This is a genomic window from Rhodococcus sp. I2R (assembly GCF_020889545.1).
Classification (GTDB): Bacteria; Actinomycetota; Actinomycetes; order Mycobacteriales; family Mycobacteriaceae; genus Rhodococcoides.
Genome location: NZ_JAHUTG010000020.1, coordinates 48,057 through 71,759 on the forward strand (window position 1 = coordinate 48,057; position 23,703 = coordinate 71,759).

Annotated in this window: 21 protein-coding genes; 8 read left to right on the forward strand and 13 right to left on the reverse strand. The window is 64.5% G+C overall.

The window, feature by feature from the left end:
- Positions 1–79: 79 nt before the first annotated feature.
- Positions 80–832 carry an SWIM zinc finger family protein gene (locus KVY23_RS18940; RefSeq protein ID WP_230557797.1) on the reverse strand — a complete coding sequence of 251 codons (753 nt, stop codon included), beginning with the start codon at positions 830–832 and terminating at the stop codon, positions 80–82.
- Positions 832–3,639, reverse strand: coding sequence for a DEAD/DEAH box helicase (locus KVY23_RS18945; protein WP_230557798.1), 2,808 nt, complete (start codon positions 3,637–3,639; stop codon positions 832–834). Before KVY23_RS18945 ends, KVY23_RS18940 begins: the two co-directional genes overlap by 1 nt.
- A 140-nt stretch (positions 3,640–3,779) precedes the next feature.
- Between KVY23_RS18945 and KVY23_RS18950 the strand changes: the two genes are divergently transcribed.
- The 3 genes from KVY23_RS18950 to KVY23_RS18960 all read left to right on the forward strand — a co-directional run bounded on the left by KVY23_RS18950 (position 3,780) and on the right by KVY23_RS18960 (position 6,381).
- Entirely contained in the window at positions 3,780–4,685 is a 906-nt protein-coding gene (locus tag KVY23_RS18950; protein ID WP_230557799.1) for an NADP-dependent oxidoreductase, read from the forward strand.
- A gap of 159 nt (positions 4,686–4,844) precedes the next feature.
- Complete coding sequence (locus KVY23_RS18955) at positions 4,845–5,549, forward strand: HNH endonuclease family protein (RefSeq protein ID WP_230557828.1); 705 nt, start codon at positions 4,845–4,847, stop codon at positions 5,547–5,549.
- A 16-nt stretch (positions 5,550–5,565) separates the two neighbouring features.
- Positions 5,566–6,381: a shikimate 5-dehydrogenase gene (locus tag KVY23_RS18960; RefSeq protein WP_230557800.1), complete on the forward strand. Its 816-nt coding sequence runs from the start codon at positions 5,566–5,568 to the stop codon at positions 6,379–6,381.
- Between the two features lie 22 nt (positions 6,382–6,403).
- On the opposite strand, the gene KVY23_RS18965 is transcribed toward KVY23_RS18960, so the two are convergent.
- From KVY23_RS18965 to eltD, 8 genes are all read right to left on the reverse strand, one after another.
- Positions 6,404–6,904 (reverse strand): ribose-5-phosphate isomerase, encoded by a 501-nt coding sequence (locus tag KVY23_RS18965; RefSeq protein ID WP_230557801.1) that lies wholly within the window; start codon positions 6,902–6,904, stop codon positions 6,404–6,406.
- The gene (locus KVY23_RS18970; RefSeq protein WP_230557802.1) at positions 6,901–8,631 is read right to left on the reverse strand and encodes a dihydroxyacetone kinase family protein; all 1,731 of its coding nucleotides are present in this window, start codon (positions 8,629–8,631) and stop codon (positions 6,901–6,903) included. The genes KVY23_RS18965 and KVY23_RS18970 overlap by 4 nt, the downstream gene beginning before the upstream one ends.
- A gap of 10 nt (positions 8,632–8,641) precedes the next feature.
- Positions 8,642–9,790 (reverse strand): ABC transporter ATP-binding protein, encoded by a 1,149-nt coding sequence (locus tag KVY23_RS18975; RefSeq protein WP_230557803.1) that lies wholly within the window; start codon positions 9,788–9,790, stop codon positions 8,642–8,644.
- On the reverse strand, positions 9,790–10,929 hold the full coding sequence (locus KVY23_RS18980; RefSeq protein ID WP_230557804.1) for an ABC transporter ATP-binding protein: 1,140 nt from the start codon (positions 10,927–10,929) through the stop codon (positions 9,790–9,792). Before KVY23_RS18980 ends, KVY23_RS18975 begins: the two co-directional genes overlap by 1 nt.
- Positions 10,929–11,795, reverse strand: coding sequence for a carbohydrate ABC transporter permease (locus KVY23_RS18985; RefSeq protein ID WP_075837463.1), 867 nt, complete (start codon positions 11,793–11,795; stop codon positions 10,929–10,931). The genes KVY23_RS18980 and KVY23_RS18985 overlap by 1 nt, the downstream gene beginning before the upstream one ends.
- A gap of 3 nt (positions 11,796–11,798) precedes the next feature.
- Positions 11,799–12,776, reverse strand: coding sequence for a carbohydrate ABC transporter permease (locus KVY23_RS18990; protein WP_230557805.1), 978 nt, complete (start codon positions 12,774–12,776; stop codon positions 11,799–11,801).
- A 24-nt stretch (positions 12,777–12,800) separates the two neighbouring features.
- Positions 12,801–14,177 (reverse strand): ABC transporter substrate-binding protein, encoded by a 1,377-nt coding sequence (locus KVY23_RS18995; RefSeq protein WP_075837459.1) that lies wholly within the window; start codon positions 14,175–14,177, stop codon positions 12,801–12,803.
- 61 nt (positions 14,178–14,238) lie between these two features.
- Positions 14,239–15,330, reverse strand: coding sequence for an erythritol/L-threitol dehyrogenase (gene eltD / locus KVY23_RS19000; protein ID WP_230557806.1), 1,092 nt, complete (start codon positions 15,328–15,330; stop codon positions 14,239–14,241).
- Positions 15,331–15,503: 173 nt separating this feature from the next.
- On the opposite strand from eltD, the gene KVY23_RS19005 reads away from it, so the two are divergent.
- Positions 15,504–16,532: a sugar-binding transcriptional regulator gene (locus KVY23_RS19005; RefSeq protein WP_075837455.1), complete on the forward strand. Its 1,029-nt coding sequence runs from the start codon at positions 15,504–15,506 to the stop codon at positions 16,530–16,532.
- Positions 16,529–17,296, forward strand: a complete 768-nt coding sequence (locus KVY23_RS19010) for an SDR family NAD(P)-dependent oxidoreductase (RefSeq protein WP_230557807.1) — start codon at positions 16,529–16,531, stop codon at positions 17,294–17,296. The genes KVY23_RS19005 and KVY23_RS19010 overlap by 4 nt, the downstream gene beginning before the upstream one ends.
- Positions 17,297–17,303: 7 nt before the next feature.
- Here KVY23_RS19010 and KVY23_RS19015 read toward each other — a convergent pair whose 3' ends face one another.
- Positions 17,304–18,782 (reverse strand): FGGY-family carbohydrate kinase, encoded by a 1,479-nt coding sequence (locus KVY23_RS19015; protein WP_230557808.1) that lies wholly within the window; start codon positions 18,780–18,782, stop codon positions 17,304–17,306.
- 113 nt (positions 18,783–18,895) lie between these two features.
- Here KVY23_RS19015 and KVY23_RS19020 point away from each other — a divergent pair, with 113 nt between their 5' ends.
- Positions 18,896–20,098, forward strand: a complete 1,203-nt coding sequence (locus KVY23_RS19020; protein WP_230557809.1) for a benzoate/H(+) symporter BenE family transporter — start codon at positions 18,896–18,898, stop codon at positions 20,096–20,098.
- 11 nt (positions 20,099–20,109) lie between these two features.
- Entirely contained in the window at positions 20,110–20,574 is a 465-nt protein-coding gene (locus KVY23_RS19025) for a thioesterase family protein (RefSeq protein ID WP_230557810.1), read from the forward strand.
- Here the strand turns inward: KVY23_RS19025 and KVY23_RS19030 are convergent.
- A complete protein-coding gene (locus KVY23_RS19030) occupies positions 20,571–21,593 on the reverse strand; it encodes a phosphotransferase family protein (protein WP_230557811.1) in 1,023 nt (340 codons plus the stop codon). The genes KVY23_RS19025 and KVY23_RS19030 overlap by 4 nt on opposite strands.
- A 193-nt stretch (positions 21,594–21,786) precedes the next feature.
- On the reverse strand, positions 21,787–22,188 hold the full coding sequence (locus KVY23_RS19035; RefSeq protein ID WP_230557812.1) for a hypothetical protein: 402 nt from the start codon (positions 22,186–22,188) through the stop codon (positions 21,787–21,789).
- A gap of 264 nt (positions 22,189–22,452) precedes the next feature.
- Between KVY23_RS19035 and KVY23_RS19040 the strand changes: the two genes are divergently transcribed.
- Positions 22,453–23,682: an MFS transporter gene (locus KVY23_RS19040; protein WP_374108746.1), complete on the forward strand. Its 1,230-nt coding sequence runs from the start codon at positions 22,453–22,455 to the stop codon at positions 23,680–23,682.
- Positions 23,683–23,703: the final 21 nt, after the last annotated feature.

Below are 23,703 nucleotides of genomic sequence, written 5' to 3' on the forward strand. Positions count from 1 at the left end.
TGTCCACGTATGTCCATTCTCTACGTGAGTGGAAGTACATAGCGGGCTATGTACTTCCACTCACATGCGCCGAAGGCGCCTACAGGCGGGTGTAGAACGCTTTCAGATCGGCGACAGCCCGGCTGACCTCGTTCTCCTCAGCGCCGCCCGCGCGAAGCACCCGCCGCAGAAGCAGCGGGTCGAGGTCGTCCATCGCCGGCGAGAAGTCGACCATAGGCAGCGCGGGCAGCCGCGTGGCATCGCCGAACCAGTCGTCGCGATCGAACTCCACCTCCGCGTCTCCGACACCTTCGATGAGTTCATCGAGGTCCACCCCGCGCAGAGTGAGGATGGTCGCCGCCGAGGAGTCGATGTGCTCGGCCGCGATGTACATCAGCGCAGCAGCGTGCTTGCACGGCCACCCGTCGTCGGGGCAGGAACAGTCGAAATCGAGTTGCCCCCGATCGTGCGGCAACAGCGTCGACGCCAACGCCTGCGGAATCGCATTGGAGGCCAGTTCCGCGAGCATGCCCGGATTGGATTTCACTCGGCCCACCAATGCCGCAACCTCGCCCTGCGTGAGCGGTTCGACGGTGACGGAGGCCGAGAACGGCTCGAGCTGGCTACCCTGCACCTCGCCGTAGAACTGACCGCGTTCGACACCGAGATTGAGGACCTGCCCCTGACGCGCGTACGTCCGACCGCGTGCAATCCGCCCCGGATCGGCCAGATCCTCCATGGCGGTGACGAAGTGCCGTCCCCACCAGGTCTGCCCGAACGCGCCGCGCTTGTTTCGGGACTCAATGCCCCCCTTGGCCTTTCGACGCTTCCCGTACTGACTGAAATCGGCCATCACTCACCCACCGCATCCTCGCCGAGACGAAACAGCTCACGAAGCTCCGCGGTGTTCATCTCCGTCACCCAGTTCTCCCCGGTACCGACCGCAAGATCGGCCAAGTCCTGCTTGGACACCAGCATCGAGTCGATGCGCTCCTCGACCGTTCCGACGCACAGCAACTTCTGAACCTGAACGTTCTTGCGCTGACCGATACGAAAAGCGCGGTCCGTCGCCTGATTCTCGACGGCGGGGTTCCACCAGCGATCCAGATGCACAACGTGATTGGCTGCTGTCAGGTTCAGGCCGGTGCCACCGGCCTTGAGCGAGAGCATCATGATCGGCGGGCCGTCCTCGCTCTGGAACGACTCGACCATGGCGTCGCGCTTGGTCTTGCTGACCCCGCCGTGCAGGAACGGGACAGCGGTGCCGAACCGCTCCGCGAAATACGGTGCAACGAGTTCACCGAACTCCCGAAACTGTGTGAACAGCAACGCTTTCTCGTGCTCACCGAGAATCGAATCCAGCATGTCCTCCACCAGCGCGATTTTGCCGGAGCGGTGCTGGCCTCGCTTGAGCACCGGCGAGCCGTCGGAGAGGAAATGCGCCGGATGGTTGCACACTTGTTTGAGCCGTGTCAGCGCCGACAGCACCGCCCCCTTGCGCTTCATGCCTTTCGCGTCGGCGATCTGCGCGAGCATGTCGTCGACGACTGCTTTGTACAGCGCAGCCTGCTCGGCGGACAGATTGGACCGCACCGTCATCTCGTTCTTCTCCGGCAGATCCGAGATGACGGACGGGTCGGTCTTGACCCGGCGCAACACGAAAGGTGAGGTGATCGCGCGCAGCCGAGAGACCGCACCCTCGTCCTGCTCGCGCTCGATGGGCACCGAGAAACGCTTGCGGAAATCGGCGGGCTTGCCCAACATTCCGGGGTTCGCGAAATCGAGGATCGAGCGTAGTTCGTCGAGTCGGTTCTCCACCGGCGTACCGGTCAGAGCGAGCTTGTGCTCGGCGGGAATGGCGACCGCCGCCTTGGCCTGGACGGTGCCGGAATTCTTGATGTGCTGCGCCTCGTCCAGTACCAGTCGGCGCCAGCTCTGTTCGCCGAGTTGCGCACGATCCTTGGCCATGAGCGCATACGTCGTCACGACGAGATCGTGTTCGAGGACAGCCGCGTCGAACTCGACGCCGGTCAGACGCGCCGGCCCGTGATGCACCATCACGCGCAGAGCCGGGGTGAACTTGGCTGCCTCACGCTGCCAGTTGCCCACCACCGACATGGGCGCGACCAGCAACGTGGGAGTCGGGCTCTGCTCGTGCGCGAGCAGAGCCAGCACCTGCAGCGTCTTACCCAGGCCCATATCGTCGGCCAGGACAGCGCCCAGATCGAGTCTGCTCATGTAGACCAACCAGTCCAGGCCGCGTTGCTGGTAGGGGCGCAGAGTTGCGTTCACCCCGGCCGGCAACGCGATCTGCTCCGGCACCGCGCCCGGTTCGAGCAGCGCCGCGGCCCACCCACCCGCGCGAATGTCCTGCACCGGCGCGGGCGGCGGGTCGGCCAGTGTCATCTCGCGCATCAACGCGCCCAGCGGCGTCCCGTCACCGTGATGTTCGGCAACGTATTTCGCGGCCCGCGCCAGCTGGCCACCGTCGGCGAGCACCCACTGCCCCCGCAGTCGAACCAAATCTCCCTTCGCCACCGCGAGCCGATGCATCTCGGCCTCGGTCAGCACCATGTCGCCGAGCTGAAGCTGCCAGTCGTAGGACACGAGCTCGTCCATTCCGACGGCACGGTCGGCTGCGGCCTTGGTCACCGGGGGTGACTCGACGCGTAGACGCATCGACGGGTCGAGCCGCGTCCAGGCTCGTGGCAGCAGAATCGTGGTGCCGGTCGCCTGCATGGCCGCGGCTCCGTGTTCGACGAGGTCGATGACGACCGACGTCGGCAACAGCAGATCCAGGGTGCCCTCCTGCTTGGGGAGCTCACGCAGCAGCGGATAAGCACTCACCGCCTCGCCGAGCTTCCGCACAGCCGTGCTCAGCAGAGCCGCGTCCATCCTGCGGTTCATCGGGACCGGAACGGGAGCTTCACCTTCGGCACGAAGACAGACCTGCAGGGTCCACAACGCCTCGTCCTCGGTTCCTTCGGCATCGTCATCGGGTTCCAGTAGTCGCAGCACGAGTGAGGGTTCGTCGACGGTGAGACTCGCGCGCCACTTGTCGAGCAAGCCGGCGGCCTGTTGTGTGCCCTCGACGTATACATCGTCACGGACCAGTGCCGTCAGCAGAGGATGCTCGGCGCTCGGTCGCCCCAGAACGGATCTGACGATGGGATCGGTGAGCTCGGCAAGGATGTCGTCGAGCACCGCCTTGGGTCTGCCCACGGCCCGCTGGACCGCCGGCATCGCCACCGCCAGCTCGCTCGCCCATGCGCGCTGGCGTTCGCCGCCGACCAGCCGCCACCTCGGCCACCACTGACCGTCGAGCAGCACGAGCGTCGGCACGACGCGTCCGCCGCGCACCCAGCGCTCGATTCCGCGGGCGACATGCGCCAGGTAGCGGAGGTCTCCGGAGATTCCGGCGTGCTCCTCCGGGGTACGGAGCAGCAGGTCCGCGGCATCGGCCGGTGCGAGCCCGATTGCAGGAATTTTCGCGGAGTGGGACTGACCGCCGGCGGGAGGAAAGGAGACCTCCACTCGATGACGGAACGTGCGGCCCAGGACATGTGCGTGCGCCGACGGCAGATCCGGCTCGGAACCGGTGTGGGTCTCGTCGTCCCACAGCTTCAGTCCAGCGCCTGGAGACCAGAGACCGTGAAGCATCCGTCCATCCAATCACCACAGCCGAACGCACCCGAGTGTGGCGTTCCACTTGCCGACCGCGATGCTGGGAATTCGCCGATTTGCAGCGTGAATGGGTCACCGCACCAACTGCCCATTCGGACATTTGACACAGTATGTAGATGATCGCTTATGGATTCAGTGAGTACGGCGGACCTGAAACCGAGTACTTTCTCGACATTCCCATCGCCGACCCCGGTCAGGGGCAGCTACTGGTTGCAGTGCACGCGGCCGGGGTCAATCCGGCCGACTGGAAGGTTCGGGCGGGCAACCGAAAGGACACGGTGCAGACGAGTCTGCCTGCGGTTCTCGGCCGGGAGGTGGCCGGCACAGTTGTTCAGGTAGGACCGCACGCCGACGGGTTCTCGGTGGGCGATCACGTCTTCGGCGCGACCGCATCGGGTCACGGTGCCTACGCGCAGTACACGGTGCTCAATGCCTCGAACACAGCCCACAAGCCCGAGGCGATCACATTCGCCACGGCGGCCACCTTGCCAGTTGCCGCGGGGACCGCGTACGACGCACTGAACGCTCTCGCCTTGCGGAAGGAGGACACGCTGCTCGTGCTCGGTGCGGGCGGCGGAGTGGGTTCGGCGGCTCTACAACTCGCGCGCGCCGACGGGGTCGACACCATCGCCGTGGCGAGTGAGAGCAAACGCGATTGGGTGAGAAGCCTCGGTGCGCGGTTCGTCGAATCGGGCGAGAGGTTTGCTGCAGAGATAACCGAGACCGTCGACGGGATTCTCGATCTCGTCGGCGGCGACACCCTGCGCAACGCAGCATCGCTGGTGCTGTCCGGGGCCAAGATCATCAGTGTGGCGGATCCGGTGACGGCAATGACTCTCGGCGGATCGGGTGTCGAACGCGATAGATCCACCGCCGCGTTCGCCCGTCTCGCCGAATCGGCCTCGACAGGTGTGATTCACCCTCGGATAGATCATCTGTTCCCGCTCGAGCGGGCCGGCGAAGCCTTGGCACTCGTCGAGACCGGGCACGTGCTGGGCAAGGTGGTCATCGAAGTTGCATGAGTTGCGCCGTTGCATGAGTTTCGCAGTTGCATGGGTCGGGGCGGTGATCCTGTCGGTGCCATGCGGCACACTCTGTCTCGATGAAGCTGTCTCGGCGGGGTAACCCGGCGAGACGAACGGTTCGACGATGGGGCGTGAGTGAAGAAACTGCGTACAGCGCTGCTGTTGATCGTGGTCGCGGTGGCACTGTCGGCTTTGTCCTCGCTCGGGTCCTGCGCACCCAGCGGCATCCCCGGCCTGGCACCGGCGCCACCGGCGCCGGGCAGCCCCACACGGGCTTCGATCGAGGAACTGCTCACGATGGTGCAGATCGTTGCCGCCCGGCCCGACCCCGTCGGCTACGAGCGCGGCTGCAAACAGGGTGAGGGATGCGTGTTCGGACCCGCTTGGACCGACGACTACGACGGCCCCGGCGGACACGACGGGTGTGGCACCCGCGACAACGTGTTGGCGCTGTCGCTGACCGAGGTGCAGTTCCGCGAGGGCACCCGAAACTGCGTCGTGATTTCCGGTGTACTGGCCGATCCGTACACGGGCGAGCTCGTGCAGTTCGCCAAAGCGGACGCATCGAAGATTCAGATCGACCACATCTATCCACTCGCCGCGGCCTGGGACATGGGCGCCTACGGTTGGTCTCTCGACCAACGCATCCGCTTCGCCAACGACATCGAGTTCAATCTGATGGCGGTGGACGGATCGCAGAACCAGTCCAAGAGCGACGCCACTCCGGCACAATGGCTGCCGCCGAACGCGGCCTACCATTGCTTCTATGCGGGCAAGTATCTGTCCGTCGCCGCGCAGTACACGTTGCCGATCACCGAGGCAGACCAGCACACGCTCGCCGCTGTCGCCGAGCGGTGCTGAGGGTAGGGTGTCGACGATGTCGCGAGAGTTCCTCAACCGTGAGACCCAACTGTGCATGTCGCTGTCGGGCCGCCCCAGCAATGTGGGCACCCGCTTCCACAACTACCTCTACGACGAACTCGAGCTGAACTACATCTACAAAGCCTTCACCACAACCGATCTGGCTGCTGCGGTGGGTGGTGTGCGCGCTCTCGGAGTTCGTGGCTGCGCGGTGTCCATGCCGTTCAAAGAGGCTGTCATCGACCTCGTGGACGTGATGCACGAGTCGGCGAGCGCCATCGAATCGGTCAACACCATCGTCAACGAAGACGGCGAACTGCACGCGTACAACACCGACTATCAGGCCGTCGCGAGCCTGTTGCGAAGCTCCGGCTTCTCCCATGACTTCTCGGTGGCTGTGACGGGAAGCGGCGGCATGGCCAAGGCAGTCATTGCCGCACTCCGCGATTCGGGGTTCACGAACGGAACGGTGATCGCGCGCAACACCGAAACCGGGCCGGCGCTGGCCCAGGCCTACGGCTACCGCTTCTCTCGCGAGGCGCTCCCGGCGGACCTACTCGTCAACGTCACGCCCGTAGGCATGGCCGGCGGCCCGGATGCCGACGCCTCGCCGTACACCGACGAGCAGATCCACTCGGCGAGCGCTGTGTTCGATGTGGTGGCAATGCCGTCGGAGACACCGTTGATCACCGCTGCTCGCACCGCCGGCATACCCGTCGTCACGGGGGCCGAGGTCATTGCACTGCAGGCCGCCGAGCAATTCGTGCTCTACACCGGTGTGCGCCCGACGGACGATCAGATCCGCCGGGCCTCGGAGTTCTCACGCCGCTGAGCCGGTTGAACCAGCACAACCGTCAGTCGCAGGCCGCCTTCACTGCATCCTCTGCGGTGGCGAGTACGCCGGATTCGTACTCGCCTATGACAGCGACCTTCGCTGCGGATGCAGACTGCGGATCGAAGGTGTATCCGAGCCACTCCTTCGCCAATCGCCGCGCCAGTTCGATGCCGATGACACGCTGACCCATGCACAGCACCTGGGCGTCGTTGCTGAGGACGGCGCGTTCGACGGAGAAGCTGTCGTGTGCGGTGACGGCGCGAATGCCGGGGACCTTGTTGGCGCTGATCGCCACACCCAGTCCGGTGCCGCACACCAGGAGCGCGCGGTCGGCGTCACCGTCGGCGATCAAGCGGGCGGCCGTGACCGCGACGTGCGGATACGCAGTGTGCTCGTCGGTTCCGACGCCGACATCCGTCACCGACCCGACTCGTTCGTCCTGCTCGAGATCGGCCAGCAGGGCTTGCTTGTACTGCAATCCTGCGTCGTCACATCCGACGACAATGCGCAGCTTGTTCACAAGGACACTTCCTGATCGATGATGACGGCGGAGACGGTGGCGACGCACATCGCGAGCGAGATCGCCCCTGCATCGGGGGTGCCGACGCTTCGTTCGGCAAGTGGACGGGCTCGACCGATCTTGGGGCGCATGGACGCTGTTCCTTCGGCGGCTGACTGTGCGACGGGAACGGCTTCCACCCAGGCCGATCGCCAATCTTTGCCGTCGCGAACGCTGCGTTCGACGGCGCCGACGAACGGATCGAGCGCGTCCAACATCGTCTTGTCGCCGAGCGATGCACCGCCGAGTGCCGTCAGCGCGTCGTACCCCGCTCGAAGTGCTTCCGAAACAGTTGTGTCGTCCGGGGTTCCGTTGTTGCCGAGCACGTTTCCGATGGCGGTGAGTGCTGCGCCCCACAACACACCGGAGGTACCGCCGGCCCTTGCGGCCCACGCGGAGCCGGCGGCGACCAGCACCGAGCCCACGCCGCCGCCGCGGGCGGCTGCATCAGCTGCCGCGAGTGTGGCCGCCGCAGTCCCCTTGACCATGCCGCGGCCGTGGTCGCCGTCTCCTGCCACGGCATCTATTCGGCCGAGCTCGCCCTCCGCCGTCGCCATCCGTTCGGCCAGGGCCTCGAGCGATCGTGTCGCCAGCCGCGCGCACTCGCGGGACTGCTCGTCGGACTCGGGCATGGTCTCCACCCCGGCCGCAGCGGCAGCGCCTGCCGCTCGCCGCTCACCGGTGTCCGAAGCAACGATTCCCTTTCGATACGCCGGGGTGTCGGCCGGTGCCGTCCAATACTTTTCGAGCTCGTCGTCGAGCCACATCACGGTGAGCGAACAACCAGCCATGTCGAGACTGGTGACCAGTTCCCCGACCTCCGGGTCGACGATCGTGTGTCCGGCCGCGCGAAGCAGCCGCGCCACGCTCTGCCACACGACGAACAGCTCCTCGTACTTGGTGCGGCCGAGTCCGTTGAGGATCACTGCGATGCGATCACTGCTGCCTATCGGTTTCTCTGCAAGAACCCCGTCGACAAGAAGTGCGGCGAGATCGGCCGCGGAGGGCATCTCGTGTGATGACACTCCAGGTTCGCCGTGAATGCCGAGGCCGAGGTCCATGGTTCCCGTCTGCACGGTGAACAGCGGATCGGCGGCACCGGGCATCGTGCACCCATCGAAAGCGACACCGAGGGTGCGGGTGGCATCATTCGCGGCAATCCCGACCCGTTCGACATCATCGATGTTCGAGCCGGCGTCGGCGGCTGCCGACGCGCACCGGAACACGGTGAAGTCGCCGGCAATGCCACGCCGCTTGGCGATCTGGTCGGCAGGCGCGCTGGCGATGTCGTCGGTGACAGCGAGATACCGCGCGTCGATGCCCTCCGATCGCAGCTTCTGCACTGCGAGGCCGAAATTCATGACGTCACCGGCATAGTTACCGGTCGTCAACAACACACCGCCACCGTTGTCGACGGCACGCGCTACCGAGGCTGCGTCCTCGGCGGACGGCGAGGTGAAGATATTGCCCACCACTGCGCCGTCGGCGAATCCTTTACCCACGACACCGCAGAAGGCCGGGTAGTGGCCGGATCCACCGCCGACGACCACGGTCGCCTTACCTGTCGGCGTCGTGCTCGCTCGAACTACGCCACCGGGAACACCGCAGACGTAGCGCGAGTTCGCGTCGAGAAATCCCTCGAGCATGTCCTCGGTGAACGTCGCTGGATCGTTGAACAGTCGGGTCATGACAGATCCTTCATCGAAGTCGAAGTCCGGACTCGCGGTCGAACAGGTAGATCCGTTCGGCCGGAGCCGTGAACGCACACCGGTCATGGGTGCGGTAGGTCTCGCGGGCGGGAGTCTGAACGAGCATCGAGGCGCTGCCGGCAGTAGGCACAGAGGCGCTGCCCGAAGCGGAAACAGAGGCCTGACCGAACTCCATCAGGTGCTCGAAGTAGTCCACCGAGACGGCGATGTGTCCTTCCGTCGGCGCCCCCGCGAGGATCGAGGCGTCCTGCGGCCTGATGCCGACCTTCACTTCGGTGCCGTCGACGACCTCGCGCACGTTCACCGCGAGGGTCCCGTTGCCGATCTCGACGGATGCTCGCGAACCGTCGCGCCGCACGACACCGTCGACGATGTTGATCTGCGGTTCACCGACGAATCCCGCGACAAACAGGTTGGCGGGATCGTCGAACACCTCGTCCGGAGTACCGAACTGTTGAATGACGCCTCCGTTCATCACTGCGAGACGGTCGGCGAGACTGAGCGCCTCGACCTGATCGTGGGTGACGACGATAGTGGTGTAGCCGAATTCGCGCTGCAGCATCTTGAGTTCACGCCGAACACGCTGACGCGCAGAGGCATCGAGGTGCGAGAGCGGTTCGTCGAGCAACAGCACCGGAGGATTGCGCACGAGGGCACGCGCGAGTGCGACGCGTTGCTTCTGCCCGCTCGACAGGCCCGCCGGACGAAGGTCGAGAAGATCCTCCATCTCGAGTCGCTGCGCGATTGCGTCGACGAGCGCGTCGGCGCCCTTGACCTTGCGGGCCTTCAGTCCGTATGCAAGGTTCTGCCGAATGGACAGTGGGGGGTAGAGCGCGTAGCTCTCGAACCCGACTCCGACCTCACGTTTGGCCGGCGGCAGATCGGTGATGGTCCGGTCACCGATTCGAATCTGACCGCTGGTGACGGTCTCGAGACCCGCTATCATGCGCAGGGTTGTGGTCTTGCCGCATCCCGACGGCCCCAGCAGGGCCACGAGTTCACCCGGTTCGATCGCCAGATCGATGCCCCTGACCGCTTTGAACTCCTCACGTCCCCGAGAGGAATAGGTCTTGACCAGGTTGTCCAGAGTCAAGGCTTGCGCAACGGCAGTGCGGCTCCGAGTCGATGTCGCGGTCATCAGTGGTCCTTTCGATCTGCGGCACAGAGCCTGCGGGTCTCGATCTCGGACCCTGCATCCCGGCCTTCGAAAATGTGAATATCGGAAGGATCGATCGAGACGGTGACCTTCTCTCCCTCGACGAGGTGGCGCCCACCTTTCGAGAGCGCAATCAGCGCTGTCCGGGTCGTGCCACCGACGTCGACCGAGACCTCGACGTCGCGGCCCAGCCTTTCGGCGAGGACGACGGTGCCGGAAAAGTTCATCTTGCCCGGATCGGGTGACCTATCCGCCGACACCTCGATATCGCAGGGGCGCATACCGATCCGTGCACTGTCACCGGATTTCAACCCGGAATCGCGGGGCACGGCCAGTTCGATGGAAGCCCCCAGAACACGCACCCTGTCGTTGTCCACCACGGCGTCGTAGAGATTGATCTCGGGCTGACCGAGCGCTTTGGCGACGAAGGTGTCCGCCGGTGTCCGCCAGATGTTCGCCGGTGTGTCGACCTGCACCACGCGCCCCTCACGCAGGATTGCGATTCGGTCGCCGAGAGCCAGGGCCTCCTGGTAGTCGTGCGTGACGTACACCGTCGTCGTTTTCGACATCTCCCCCAGCCGCCGAAGCTCGACGCGCATGGACGCCCGCAGCTTCGCGTCGAGGTGCGATAGCGGCTCGTCGAGCAGGTATGCGTCTGCGGGGCGCACGAGCACTCGGCCCAGGGCCACTCGCTGCCGCTGCCCGTTCGACAGCTCGCGCGGGAATCTCTCGAGCAGGTGGTCGATGCCCAAGGTGGTGGTGACCGACTTGATGCGCTCGGTCTGTTCGGCTTTGGTGTACTTGCCGGTGCGACCGGACTTCAGCGGTGACGCCAGGTTCTGCGAGACCGTCTTCTGCGGGTAGAGCGCGTAACTTTCGAACGCCATGGCGACGTTGCGGTGGTACGGCTCGACCGCCGTCATGTCGGTGCCACCGATGTGCACGGCACCGTCGTCGACGTCGACGAGGCCGGCGATGGACTTCAGCGTCGTGGTTTTGCCTGCACCGGACGGGCCGAGGATGACGAAGAACTCGCCGTCCGCGATGTCGAGATCGATACCGGCAATACCGACCGTCTTGCCGTATTTCTTGCTCAGTCCTTCGACTGCGAGTTTCGCCATCAGGATTTCACCGCCCCGAACGACAGACCGCGAACCAAGTAGCGCTGGATGGTGAGCGCGAGGATCAACGGTGGGAGTGCTGCGATGACGGCCGCCGCCGCAGTGAGGTTGTAGTAGGCCTGGCCGCCGCCGCCGAGGTACTTGGTGATCGCGACAGTGACGGTGCTGGCGTTGCTGTCCGAGAGGATCAGCGGGAAGACGTAGTTGTTCCAGGCGAAGATGAACGCCAGCAGCGCCGCTGCAGCGATGCCTGGCCGCACCAAGGGCAGCGCGACCATGACGAATGCCCGGATGCGGGTGTAGCCGTCGAGTAGAGCGGCCTGCTCGAGGTCCTCGGGCAGGTCCTGGAAGTAGGAACGCAGGATCCACACCACGAGTGGCATCGTGACCAGCTGCAGTACCCAAATCATGCCGACCTTGGTGTCGAAGAGACCGATCTGGTTGTAGATCACGAACAGCGGGACGATGACCATGAGTTCGGGAGCGAAGCGGAACGAGAGCATCGTGAACATCAAGTCGTTGCTGCCGCGGTACTGCCAGCGTCCGGCAGCGTAGGCAGCGGGAATACCGATCAGCAGTGAGACGAGCACTGCTCCCCCGCAGTTGATCAAACTCGTCAGCAGCGAGGACGTGAAGTCGACGCTGGTGATGTCGGTGCCTCGTTGGCTCAGTACCGTGCCGAAGTTTTCGAAGGTCGGCGAGAAGGCGAAGTACGTGCTCGTCTGCTCGGCGTCGGTCTTGAGTGCCAGAAGCACCATCCACACGATCGGAAACAGCGAGAACACGAACCACACCAGCAGGGCGATGTCGGACGCCACGGAGGCCGGGGTGAAGCGGCGTTGTCCGGGGAGTAATTCCTTTGCCATGAGTCAGTTCTCCGCTCCAGCGGCACGCCGCTGCGCTTTGCCGAGCACGCTCACCAGGAAGCGTGCGGTGATGAACACGAGGACCCACAGCAGGAACATGTAGGTGCTGCCGCGGGAGTAGTCGAGGTTGATGATGGAGTCCTCGAAGGCGCCGATCTGCAGAGACCGAGTAGCGACGCCCGGTCCGCCGGCCGTGAGAACCCAAGGCACGTCGAAGAACTTGAGGTTGTCCATGAACCGGAAGATGACGGCGACGAGGATGTACGGCCACAGCATCGGCAACATGAGCTTGCGGAACATGTAGAACCAGCTTGCGCCATCGACCTCGGAGGCCTCGAACGGTTCCTTCGGTAGCGATCGGATACCGGCGAGCACGAGGATGGCAACGAATGGGGTGAAGATCCACAGGTCTACCAAGATCACCGAGAACAGCGCGTTCTGACCACTGAGCCAGTCGAAGGTGTTCCCCAGCCCCAGCACGTGATTGAGCACACCGAACTGCGGGTTGAACATCAGCTTCCACACAACCGCGGCGATCACCGGGGCGATCATCAGGGGCAGAATCAGTACTTTCTCGAAGATCCGGCCGACGATCGACGATCGGTTGAGCAGCAGCGCGAGGATGACGCCGAGCACCGTTTCGACGATGGTCGCGACGACGGCGAAGGTTCCGGTAACCCGCACGCTCGACCAGAACTGGGCGTCACCGAGCACGCTGGCGAAGTTGGCGAAACCGACGAACACCGGATTGGGGTTCACCGCTGCATAGTTGAGGAACGAGTACCACGCTCCCACGAAGAACGGGTACAGAATGCCGATGACGATCAGGACGGCCGGAACGGACAACAGGTACGGTCTCAGCTTTCGGCGCCAGCGCGGCACCTCCGGCTTGGCGGAGGATTTCGGAGCAGGTGCGTGCCTCGTGTGCCCTCCTTCGGTACGCCCTCCTTCGGTACGCCCCCCTTCAGTGCGCGTGGCCATGGCTTGCCTCTCTCTGGAAGATCATCACAGGTTCACCTTCGAGGTGTTGGTCTTTGCCAGCCCGTCGAGTCTTGACCGCGCGTCGTCGCCGCCGTAGATGTCCTGCAGCGCCGACGCCCAGTTCTGAGTGGTGTCGAAGAACTTCTTCTGCGGAGTGAACTGAATCTTGGACTGATCGATGACGGTCTCGAACGTCTCGAGGTAGCCCGCCTGATCTGCGACCTGGTCCTTGAACACGCCGTCGAACACCGATTTTCGAACCGGGTCCGCATAGATGCCGCCCTGCACTGCCTTCGACATCGCCTCTTTCCCGGTCGCCCACTGCATGAACAACCACGCCGCGTGCTTGTTCCTCGACATCGAGTTCATCGCCAACGACCACGTCCACAGGTTCGTGGCGTAACTGCCGTCCGGACCTGCCGGACCGGGGTACCAGCCGATGTTGCCGGCCTGAGCCGACGCCCCCGGCTTGTTCTTGGGGTACGTCGCACTGTCGGCGTCGTAGACCATCATGGCCGTGCCGTCGCCGAGATCGCCTGTGGCATTGGGGTAGTCGTACGACGTCCACGAGGTCGGACCAGCGCGGTGCTGCATCTCTATCCACTTCTCGGTGAACGCAACAGCCTTGTCCGAGTTCATTCGAGCCTGCAATTCGCCGTTCTCGAAGACGTAGTCCTGTGCGCCCTCGCGGCTGTACTGCGTCATGAATCCGGGGTGAATGGTCGCCCAGGACTTCGATCCTCGGGTGGCGATCCCGTACCGGTTCTCCGAGCGATCGGTCAGATCGATCGCCAGCTGAACGAAGTTGTCGAAGGTATCGGGCAGAGCGATGCCGTTGCGGTCGAAATATGCCTTGTTGTAGGCGACCACGTTGTTCTCGAAGCCCCACGGCAGCGCCCATTGGCCACCGGTGCCGAGCGGACTGCCCTGTTCGAAGTCCCAGCTCGTCGAGGTTCGCAAGCCCTCGTAGATGTCCTCGAAGTCGTATTCGTCGCTGGTGGCCGCACTGTTGCGCAACCACGGATCGAGGTCTTCGAGCCACCCCGGCGGACCGTACTGCCAGATGAAGTAGGCCCCGAGCATGAACACGTCGTGTTTGCCCGTGCCCCCGGCCAATTCGGTGTTCAACTTGGTGAAGTAGTCCGCCTCGGGAACGAGGTCGGCATTGACGGTGATCCCGGTCAGCTGTTCGAACTCACCCAGCAGCGGCTGGAAAGACTGCTGGTAGGGGTGTGGGGTCTGCAGGATGTTGAGCGTGGTGCCCTGCACTGCCTTCCAATCGAAGGCTCCGGTCACTTCATTGGCGCCGTTGACGGCGTTCACGCCACCGCCCACCCCGCAGGAAGAAAGGATGGGCACGGAGGCCGCGGCGATTCCGGCCAGGCCCATCGCGCGGAGCATGTCCCGCCTCGAGAATTGACGATTAGTCATGTGGTGTCTCCAAGTACGTCGAGCAGCGGTGTCAGGACGGGATCAGCGAGACCTTGACGGATTCGGTCCCGCTGCCGACGAGGTCGAGACCCTTCTGGAAGTCCGCGAGGGGTAGTTGATGCGTGCAGATCTCGTCCATCGGGAGAACCCCGGACTCGATCATGCGGATTGCTGCCGGCCAGCAGTACGGTCCGAGATGCGCGCCGAGGACATCGAGCTCCTTGTCGTCGGAGATGATCGACCAGTCCACGGAGACGTCACTGCCGAAGACTCCGTACTCGACGAATGTGCCCAGCTTGCGAAGCAAGTTCAGACCCTGCGGGACGGCGGACGGGTGACCGGTCCCTTCGAGATACACGTCCGCGCCGTAGCCGCCGGTGAGGTCCTTGACGATCTTCTCGGCGTCCTCCTTGCCGATGTCGATCACGATGTCGGCGCCGCACTTTCGTGCCAGCTCGAGTTTGTCGGGTTGAAGGTCGAGTGCGATGACATGCGCCGGACTCTTTGCGCGAGCGCCCGCGATCATGCCCAGTCCGATCGGTCCGCAGCCTGCCACGACCACGACGTCATCGAAGGTGATACCCGCTCGCTCGACGGCGTGCAGCGAGCACGAGAGCGGCTCGGCGAAGGCCGCGTGGGCGGGAGGAATCTCCTTGGACACCTTGTGCACGAGCGCCTCGGCCGGATAGACCATGTACTTCGCCATCGCCCCGGGCGTGCGGCGTTTGAAGCCGTACAGATCGTGCGGGGCGCACATGTGGTACTGCCCCCGCAGGCAGTAGCGGCAGTTCCAGCACGGGACGATCTGCTCCGACACGACCCGATCGCCGACGGCGACGTTCCACCGCGCGGACGCCTCGTCGTCGATGACGACGATCTCGCCGACGAATTCGTGACCGGGAATGACTTCGGTCTCCGCCCAAGCGGCGCGATTGTCGTCGCCCCAGAACTTGGCGGCGCCGTGGTAGCACTTCAGATCGCTCGCGCAGATGCCGACTGCTTCGACGCGGACGAGAGCCTGGCCCGGCGCAGGCACCGGCACGGGGACTTCTTCGAGCCGGTAGTCCTCCGGTCCATGGCAGACGACGGCCTGCATCTTCTCCGGGATTGCCGCTTCCGACATTTTCTTGCTCCTAATCGACAGTTCGGCGAGCCGCGCGGTGAACGCGGTGATGCGAAACATTGCGCTTGTGCGATGTGTTGGCGCTCACACTAGCGGCAGCATATACATATGTCCAGAACGATTGTTCAGCCATTCATCGACCGTGCACATATGTTCAATGGAATACTTCGACCATGGCCACCACCAACGCGGCGAGCAACGGCACATCGCCGAATTCCTCTGCCGACGCGAGCCATTTCGCACCGACACTGCTCTACACAGCAGCCAAGCTCTACTACGACGAGGAAGCCACCCAGGCCGAGGTCGCCGCCAAGCTGGGCACCAGTCGAGCGACGGTGAGCCGGCTCCTGTCCGAGGCTCGCCGACAGGGAATCGTTCGCATCGAAGTACTCATGCCCGAGAACTACTCGCAGGACGATCTCGCCGCCCGCGTCGCCGATTCGCTCGGCCTCGACAGCGTCCACCTGTCCGCCCCACTGCCTCCACCGACCCCGTCGAAGCCGCTCGTCGACCTGATGGGGCGCTATCTCGCACCGGCGGTGTCGAGGGCGCTGAACGGCGTCGGATTGGTGCCGGGCGACATCCTGCTCGTCTCGTCCGGCCGCACCGTCTACGAGGTGGCGCAGTTCGATCTGGACCGCATCCCCGGAATCCTCGTCGCACCCACCGTCGGCGGCAACGATCAACCCGAGGAGTGGTACCAGACCAACGAGATCACCCGGCTCATCGCCAACAAACTCGGCGGACGGGCGAACTACCTGTTCGCACCCGCACTTCCGGGAGCCGACCTGCACGCGATCATCCACTCCGACCCGGCAATACAACGGGTGCTGGAACTGTGGCCCCAGGCCCGATGCATCCTCATGGGGGTCGGTGCGCCTCCCCTACTCCGCTCGGACATACCGCGATTCGTTCCTACCGACTCGGCGTCCCTGCGCGACTCGGTCGGTGACGTGTGCTCACGCTTCTACGACCGCGACGGCCGATCGGTCGAGTTTCCCGGATCCGACCGGCTCATCGCCGTCGAACTATCGGCACTACCGAAGATCCCGGTCGGTATCGCGGTCGCGGTCGGCACCGACAAAGTAGTGCCCATCGTCAGCGGAGCCCGCGCCAAGTTCTTCAATCAACTGGTCACCGACCCCACGACGGCACAGGAGATCCTGATGCATCTCGACATGCGAGCCAAGGAGTCTTCATGACGCTCCCAGACACACGCCTCGACGGAAAGCGCGCCCTCGTCACCGGTTCGAGCCGCGGAATCGGATACGACGTAGCCCACACGTTCGCGCGCGCCGGGGCGAAACTCGTCCTGTCCGGGCGCGATTGCGGCGCGCTCGAGTCGACGGCCGAGACGCTACGTTCGGAGTGCGGTGCCGAGGTGCATGTCGTTGCCACCGATCTCGCCGCACCGGACGGTCCGATCTCGTTGGCGGAGAAGAGCCTCGGCGTCCTCGGCGGCATCGACGTTCTGGTCAACAACGCGGGGATCTCGTATCCCGAATCCGTGGAAGCGCTCGATACCGGTCACTTCGACGAGGTCATGCAGGTCAACCTCCGCGCTCCGGCGCTGCTGGCGGCCCGCATCGGACGTGCCATGGCCGAGTCGGGCGGCGGGTCGATCGTCACCATCGCCTCTGCGGCAGCCCTGCGACCATTGCCGGAGCACTACGCCTACTGCACCTCCAAGGCCGGGTTGATCATGGCCACCAAAGTCCTCGCGCTCGAACTCGGCGGTCGCGGTGTCCGCGCCAACAGCATCTGCCCCACAGTGGTTCTCACTGATATGGGGCAGAAGGTGTGGGGGGATTCGGCCAAGTCCGCTCCGATGCTCGCTCGCATCCCCGCCGGCCGATTCGCCGTCCCATCGGAAGTATCGGCCACGGCATTGTGGCTGGCATCGGACGCGTCCTCGATGATCAACGGAATCGACGTCCCGGTGGACGGTGGCTATCTCGTGAGTTGACGAGTTTCTATCTCGTCAACCGAGCCCCGGTATGCACGATCTCACGCGTGGCTGGATACAAGCGACGCCAGTTCTCGTACAGGTCGTCGTAGAGTGCCGCGTTGGCCGGGTTCGGAGGAATCTCGGATGCCACTGTGGCCCAGTCCGTTTCGGGCGGGACCGCTCCGACCCCGATGGCTGCGAGCAACCCGTCACCGTAACTCGCGCCGATCGTCTGCTCGGTCACCAGCTGGGTCTGCCCCGTTATGTCACTGAGCGCCTGGGCCCAGACGGGGCTGCGCAGACCGCCACCGACCGCCACCGCTCGAGTGAGCGGGGTGGCGTCGTCGAACATCTCGAGTATCTGTCTGATGCCGAACGAGATTCCCTCGTACGCAGCTCGGAAAATGTGGCCACGACCATGTCTCAGGGTGAGCCCGGCCATGACGCCGCGGGCATCGGCGTCGAAAACCGGAGTCCGCTCGCCGGCCAGATACGGCAGGATCAGCAACCCCTCCGCACCTGCCGGGACCTCCGCCGCCTCGCGCATCAGTTCGTCGAACGGCGCTCCCCCGGTGAGGGTTTGCAGCCACGTGGTCAGTGACCCCGCAGTCGAGGTGCCTGCGGCAAGCGCGTACGTTCCCTGCTGCGCACCCGCTGTCGTCCAGAGCGCCGGATTGGTGTGATATTCGGCCAGCACCTGCACCAGGAACATGGTCGATCCGTACATGAGCATGAGGTCGCCGGGATGCCGAACCCCCACACTGAACGCTTCCGCATAGGCATCGACCGTCCCAGCCACAACGGGAGTGCCCACCGGGATTCCGGTGGCCTCCGCACCGGTGGCGTCGACTTGCCCGACGACGTCGCTCGGCCATGCCAGCTTCGGCCGCTCGAGCCCCCCGAGAACACGATCCGCCCAGTCGCTGTTCCAATCGAAATCACGCACCGAGTAGAGCGGATCGCACTGACTGGCGGTGTGGTGATCCTGCACGTATTCACCGGTGAGCTTGGCGACGATGTAAGAACTGGACCCGAACCACCTCTCAGCGCGCGAGAACACGTCCGGTTCGTGCTTGCGAACCCACTCGATCTTCGGCCCGACAGCCTGGCTCGACAGCGACTTGCCGCATTTTTGCAGGATGTTCTCTGCGCCGAACAGCTCGGTCAGTTCGACGATCTCGGCGGAAGCTCGCGAGTCGATCCCGTACAGAATTGCGGGACGAACCGGGCGCATCTGCGCATCGGTCAGCACCAGGCAAGGCCCGACGCCGCTGACACAGACACCGGCGATGGTCGATCCCGAAGGCGCGCGATGGGTGAGCGCGGAGGCGATGGAGCAGACATCTCGCCACCAGACACGGTCTGCGTCCACCTCGGCCCAGCCCGGGCGTGGCAGTGACATCTCGTGGGCGCGCTGCTCGGAGGCGAGTACGTTGCCGTCCGCGGTGACCAGGACCCCCTTGCTGCTGCCGGTGCCCATATCGATTCCCACGAACAACTCCACGTCGGCAACAGTATCGGAGCGGCAGGCGCCGCGTGGCCGACCGACGTTTGCGGCAGCGACGCCGGTATCGCCGCCTGATCGCGAATCCGCCGTTCGCACGCAACAATGTATCGGTGCCGCAGACGCCAACTCCGCAATCCGAGGACAGTTCTTCGATCCTGCAACCCATCAGCGCGGGCGTCGTCGCCGCTCTTGTCGGGTTCACGAGTTCGTTCGCCATCGTGCTGACAGGACTGCGCACCGTCGGCGCCTCACCCACCGAGGCCGCATCGGGGCTTCTCGCATTGTGTCTCACGCAGGCAGTAGGCATGCTGTGGCTGTCCAGACGGTTCCGGCAGCCCATCACCCTTGCCTGGTCGACGCCTGGAGCTGCACTCCTGGCCGGTACAGGAGCGGTGGCAGGTGGGTGGCCCGCCGCGATCGGAGCGTTTCTCGCCGTGGGATTCGCTGTGCTTGTCACCGGGCTCTGGCCACGCCTCGGTGCACTGATTGCCTCGATACCCACCTCGCTGGCGCAGGCGATGTTGGCCGGGGTAATCCTGCCGTTGTGCATGGCGCCGGTCACCGCGTTCGCCGCGTCCCCGGCAGCAGTGGGCCCAATCGTCGTGGTGTGGCTTGTACTGCAACGTTATTCGAGAAGGTGGGCAGCCCCCGCGGCATTCGGGGTGGCAGCGCTCGTCATCGCGGTGTCGTTGGCGCGCGGTGACGGTTCGATCGCACCCGCCGACATGATCCCGCGCATCGAGCTCACCGTTCCCCAGTGGACCTGGCAGGCGCTGGTCGGTATCGCATTGCCCCTTTACATCGTCACCATGGCCTCGCAGAACATACCGGGCACCGCCGTCATGAAGTCGTTCGGCTACGTGGTGCCGTGGCGGTCCTCGATGACCGTCACCGCGCTGGGCACGATCGTCGGCGCACCCGCCGGTGGCCATGCGATCAACCTGGCCGCCATCAGTGCCGCCCTCGCTGCGGCCCCCTCCGCGCATCCCGACCCGAACAAACGATGGACCGCTGCATTCACCGCGGGATGGGCATACTTGGTACTGGCACTCGCATCCGCCGCACTGGCCACGCTCGTGGCAGCGGCACCTGACGGCACGGTCGAAACCGTTGCGGGACTTGCCCTCCTCGCGACACTCGCATCCTCGCTTGCCAGTTCGCTCCGCAACGAAAGCGACCGCGAGGCAGCCGTTCTGACCTTCCTGATCGCCGCCTCGGGCGTCACGATCCTCGGGATCGGCTCCGCATTCTGGGCGTTGGTCATCGGCTTGGCCATCCGGTGGGCCCTCACCTCCACCCGCCAAGGGCACTAGGCTCGGACACCATGACCGCCTCCGTTGATCAGCGAGCCGAACACAACCCCGCCGCCGACTACCCGGCGCTGTGGCCGATCGGAACCAGGTGGCACGACAACGACCACTACGGTCACGTCAACAACGTCACCTATTACTCCTACTTCGACACTGCGGTGAACGGATGGCTGATGCAGACGACGGGCGTCGACATTCGCACGTTGCCCGCCATCGGTGTGGTCGCCGAGACCTCATGCAAGTACCACCGAGAGCTGTCCTTTCCCGACCGGCTGCAGGTCGGCCTTTCCGTCGAGAAGCTCGGGACGCGGAGCATCGTCTACGCGCTGGCACTCTTCCGCGAAGCAGAAGACGACGAGCTTCAACTTGCCGCGGCGGGCCGGTTCGTACACGTCTATGTCGACTCGGCGACGCGATCACCGGTCGCTATCCCCACCGAGATAGAAGCTGCAGCAAGGACTTTGGTCGTTCCCAGCTAGATACCGATCTCGTCGGCTGTCGAGAGTGCACGTGTGAGGATATCGTCGATCAAGGTCGTCGTCGGCGTGCCTGCATCGGCCCGGTTCCTCGCATCGGCCTCCGCTCGCCGCATTACCCCCTCGGCGATGATCGACAGCTTCCACAGCGCGAGCACCTGCCAGAACCCGACATCGGTGACATCGCGGCCTGTTTCGGCGGCATAGCGGGCGGTCAACTCCGCGCGAGTGGGGAAGCCAGGCAGAGTCGACGCCATGAAGGGCCCGGCGACGGGATCGCTTGCCTCGGGCCAATAGGCAAGCAGTCCACCCAGATCCGCCAACGGATCGCCCAACGTACAAAGCTCCCAGTCAACGACCGCAACGATGGAGCCGTCCGATGGCGAGGTGATCACGTTGTTCAGATGGAAGTCGCCATGCACCAACCGCACCTCAGACTGGACCGGGATGTTGCCGGCAAGCCGCTCGGTGAGCGCATCGATCGCCGGAACTTCACGCGATTGCGATTGCTGCCACTGCGTTGTCCATCTCTTCAGTTGACGCTGAGCATAGGGCTTGTGGCTGGCGAGATCGGCGAGACCCACATTGTCCAGATCCACGCGATGAATGTTCGCGAGAGCTGCTGCCATCGCGCCCCCGACTGCAGCTCGCTGCCTCTCGGTCATCTTCTCCGCAGTCGAAACCGAGTCGATCACGACTCCGTCGACGAAGCTCATCAGCACGAGAGGGACCTCGGAGACCGATAGGTCCTCGCACACGGCAATCATCTTGGGCACAGGAACGCCGGTGTTCTGCAAAGCGGTGAGTATTCGGTACTCCCGCACGACGTCGTGCGCAGAGGCCAGCAGACTACCCAGCGGTGGCCTGCGGAGCACCCAACGACTGCCGCCGGCGTCGGTGACGGCGTAGGTGAGGTTGGATTGCCCGTTGCCGACGCGATCGAAGCTCAGCGGCGCAATCGCCCCGATTCCGAGTCCTCCGATCCACTCGGAGACGGCCTCGAAGTCCACACCTGTCGTCATCGGTTTCCTATCCTGTGCCGGTTGCCGGGGTCGATGTCAGCCACTCTCGCATGCTCGCATCCGAAAGGGAGACCGATTCGGCGGCGGGTCGGGTCAGGCCGGGTGTGGAAAGCGGCGACGGGCACGAAAAACGCCGCAGGATCGGTACGTGACCGATCCTGCGGCGTCGTCGAGAGTGTTCGGGCGACTTTCGTCAGCTGGCGCGCGGGAGCGCAACCTCGTTCTCAGGGGTGATCGACTCCGGCTCGGATTCGACGACGTCGCGTCGTGCGGCAACCTCGTCGGAGCCCGAGAGGAGAAGGACCAGCGTCCTCGGCTCAGTGAGCCACGCTCTGCTCATCGCGCGAAGCTCTGTCGCAGCGAAGAGACCGCTCATCGCCAGTGCCTCGACCCACTCGACAACGGCGTCAGGGGTTGCTTCGGGCAGTGAATCAAGGTCCAATCTATCGACCTCGAATTCGTAGCAGAAGAAGGCGCGCATCATTTCGAGCTGCGTGTGTGAGATCGAAGTCGATTCGGTCATGGCCTCGTTGCCGACAGCTGGATCGGCTACGAGCGGCATCGAGACTGCCGTACGGGTATCCGCGAGGGTCATGATTTCTCCTTCGATCGGCTTCGCTGTGCGGCTCTCCGGCTCACATCATCGTGGGCCGCTGGGCGCCGTTGTCATATCGTTACCAACGAGTTGTAACGTATCCGCGCTCTTGCCCGATGCTTCGAAACTACGCTTCTTTCGCTGAGTGTGGCCAGATCAAACCGGATGATGTGATTAGCGTCACACACCTCCCAGGGCGTCCGATCTGCACGCTGCTACGAATACTTTCCACAACTCCCCTCTCGTATCGAGCGCCGCTCTCGCATGAAGCACCAGGTAGCGTTAGGTTCCGTGGTTCATACGCCTGCGCAACCGACTCTCGGTTTGCGCCGCGCCCGGGGCGCACTCTTCGGCGTTTTCGGGATCAACGGTTTCCTTTTCGCCATCTGGGTCGTGCACATTCCCACGATCGAGCGACGCACCGACATCACCCACGCGACGCTTGGGTCGCTGCTTCTCCTCCTCGCCGCCGGCGCGATCCTCGGCATGCAAGCGTCCGGTCCGTTGTCCGACAGGTTCGGCAGTAACCGTCTCGTGACCATTTCGGGTGCCCTGATGGCGTGCGCACTGCTCGGACCGGCCCTCTCGACAAGCCCCGCAGCGCTGGGCGCCGCACTGTTCGTGCTCGGCGCCCTCAACGGCTCGCTCGATGTCTCGATGAACTCGCAGGCAGTAGCGGTGGAACGGTTCTACGGCAGGCCCATCCTGTCCGCGTTTCATGCGTTGTTCTCCGTCGGTGGCGTCATCGGTGCGCTGGTGGGAGCCGCGACACTCACCGCGGAGGTGCCGATCGTGGTGTCGATGGGTAGCGCCGCTGTCGTCGGACTACTCGGGATCGGGGTGTGTCGACTGTTCCTGCTCGACCCCTCGGCGGACCCCGGACCGGGTTCGGGCCCCGTCTCCGATGCGGGACCGTTATCGTCGGGCGCTCGTGGCCGCCTCTCACCGCGGGTTCTCGCGCTGGGAGGTTTGGCCTTCGCGCTACTGCTCTCCGAGGGCGTCGCGAACGACTGGAGCACCCTGCAGGTCGCCGAGCATCTGCAGACCGGCGACGGCGCCGCCGCCCTGGCTTTCGGCTTCTTCGCCGCGATGATGACGGTCGGTAGATTCTGCGCAGATCGGGTGAGCGAACGATTCGGCCCGGTCGCCGTAGTGCGTTACGGCAATGTGATCGCCGCCGCCGGAATGTCGATGGTCCTGTTTTCGAACTGGCTCCCGCTGACACTCGCAGGCTGGGCAGCCTTCGGTCTCGGGCTCTCCGGCAGCATTCCTCAGATCTTCACCAGCGCCGGCAACCTCAGCGCCGGCGCCAGCGGCACCAACATGTCACGCGTAGTGGGAATGGGCTACGTGGGTTTCCTTGCCGGACCAGCCGTCATCGGGTGGATCTCCCACTTCGCCACGCTGACGACAGCGATGGCCGTGCCGCTCGTGCTGACCCTCGCCGCAGCGGCCGGCGCTGGGATAGTCCGGCCCTCGCGCACCCAATGTTGAGCGCCTGCCGATCGAGGGTGT

What these genes read in the sequence shown, in the direction of transcription:
- KVY23_RS19025 (WP_230557810.1), top strand. Translation starts at nt 20,110, where the DNA reads ATGACCGCCTCCGTTGATCAGCGAGCCGAACACAACCCCGCCGCCGAC.
- KVY23_RS19010 (WP_230557807.1), top strand. Translation starts at nt 16,529, where the DNA reads ATGACGCTCCCAGACACACGCCTCGACGGAAAGCGCGCCCTCGTCACC.
- KVY23_RS19035 (WP_230557812.1), bottom strand. Translation starts at nt 22,188, where the DNA reads ATGACCCTCGCGGATACCCGTACGGCAGTCTCGATGCCGCTCGTAGCC.
- KVY23_RS18985 (WP_075837463.1), bottom strand. Translation starts at nt 11,795, where the DNA reads ATGGCAAAGGAATTACTCCCCGGACAACGCCGCTTCACCCCGGCCTCC.
- KVY23_RS18970 (WP_230557802.1), bottom strand. Translation starts at nt 8,631, where the DNA reads ATGACCCGACTGTTCAACGATCCAGCGACGTTCACCGAGGACATGCTC.
- KVY23_RS18945 (WP_230557798.1), bottom strand. Translation starts at nt 3,639, where the DNA reads ATGCTTCACGGTCTCTGGTCTCCAGGCGCTGGACTGAAGCTGTGGGAC.
- eltD (WP_230557806.1), bottom strand. Translation starts at nt 15,330, where the DNA reads ATGTCGGAAGCGGCAATCCCGGAGAAGATGCAGGCCGTCGTCTGCCAT.
- KVY23_RS18940 (WP_230557797.1), bottom strand. Translation starts at nt 832, where the DNA reads ATGGCCGATTTCAGTCAGTACGGGAAGCGTCGAAAGGCCAAGGGGGGC.
- KVY23_RS18950 (WP_230557799.1), top strand. Translation starts at nt 3,780, where the DNA reads ATGATCGCTTATGGATTCAGTGAGTACGGCGGACCTGAAACCGAGTAC.
- KVY23_RS18960 (WP_230557800.1), top strand. Translation starts at nt 5,566, where the DNA reads ATGTCGCGAGAGTTCCTCAACCGTGAGACCCAACTGTGCATGTCGCTG.
- KVY23_RS18980 (WP_230557804.1), bottom strand. Translation starts at nt 10,929, where the DNA reads ATGGCGAAACTCGCAGTCGAAGGACTGAGCAAGAAATACGGCAAGACG.
- KVY23_RS18990 (WP_230557805.1), bottom strand. Translation starts at nt 12,776, where the DNA reads ATGGCCACGCGCACTGAAGGGGGGCGTACCGAAGGAGGGCGTACCGAA.
- KVY23_RS18995 (WP_075837459.1), bottom strand. Translation starts at nt 14,177, where the DNA reads ATGCTCCGCGCGATGGGCCTGGCCGGAATCGCCGCGGCCTCCGTGCCC.
- KVY23_RS19040 (WP_374108746.1), top strand. Translation starts at nt 22,453, where the DNA reads ATGAAGCACCAGGTAGCGTTAGGTTCCGTGGTTCATACGCCTGCGCAA.
- KVY23_RS18975 (WP_230557803.1), bottom strand. Translation starts at nt 9,790, where the DNA reads ATGACCGCGACATCGACTCGGAGCCGCACTGCCGTTGCGCAAGCCTTG.
- KVY23_RS19005 (WP_075837455.1), top strand. Translation starts at nt 15,504, where the DNA reads ATGGCCACCACCAACGCGGCGAGCAACGGCACATCGCCGAATTCCTCT.
- KVY23_RS19030 (WP_230557811.1), bottom strand. Translation starts at nt 21,593, where the DNA reads ATGACGACAGGTGTGGACTTCGAGGCCGTCTCCGAGTGGATCGGAGGA.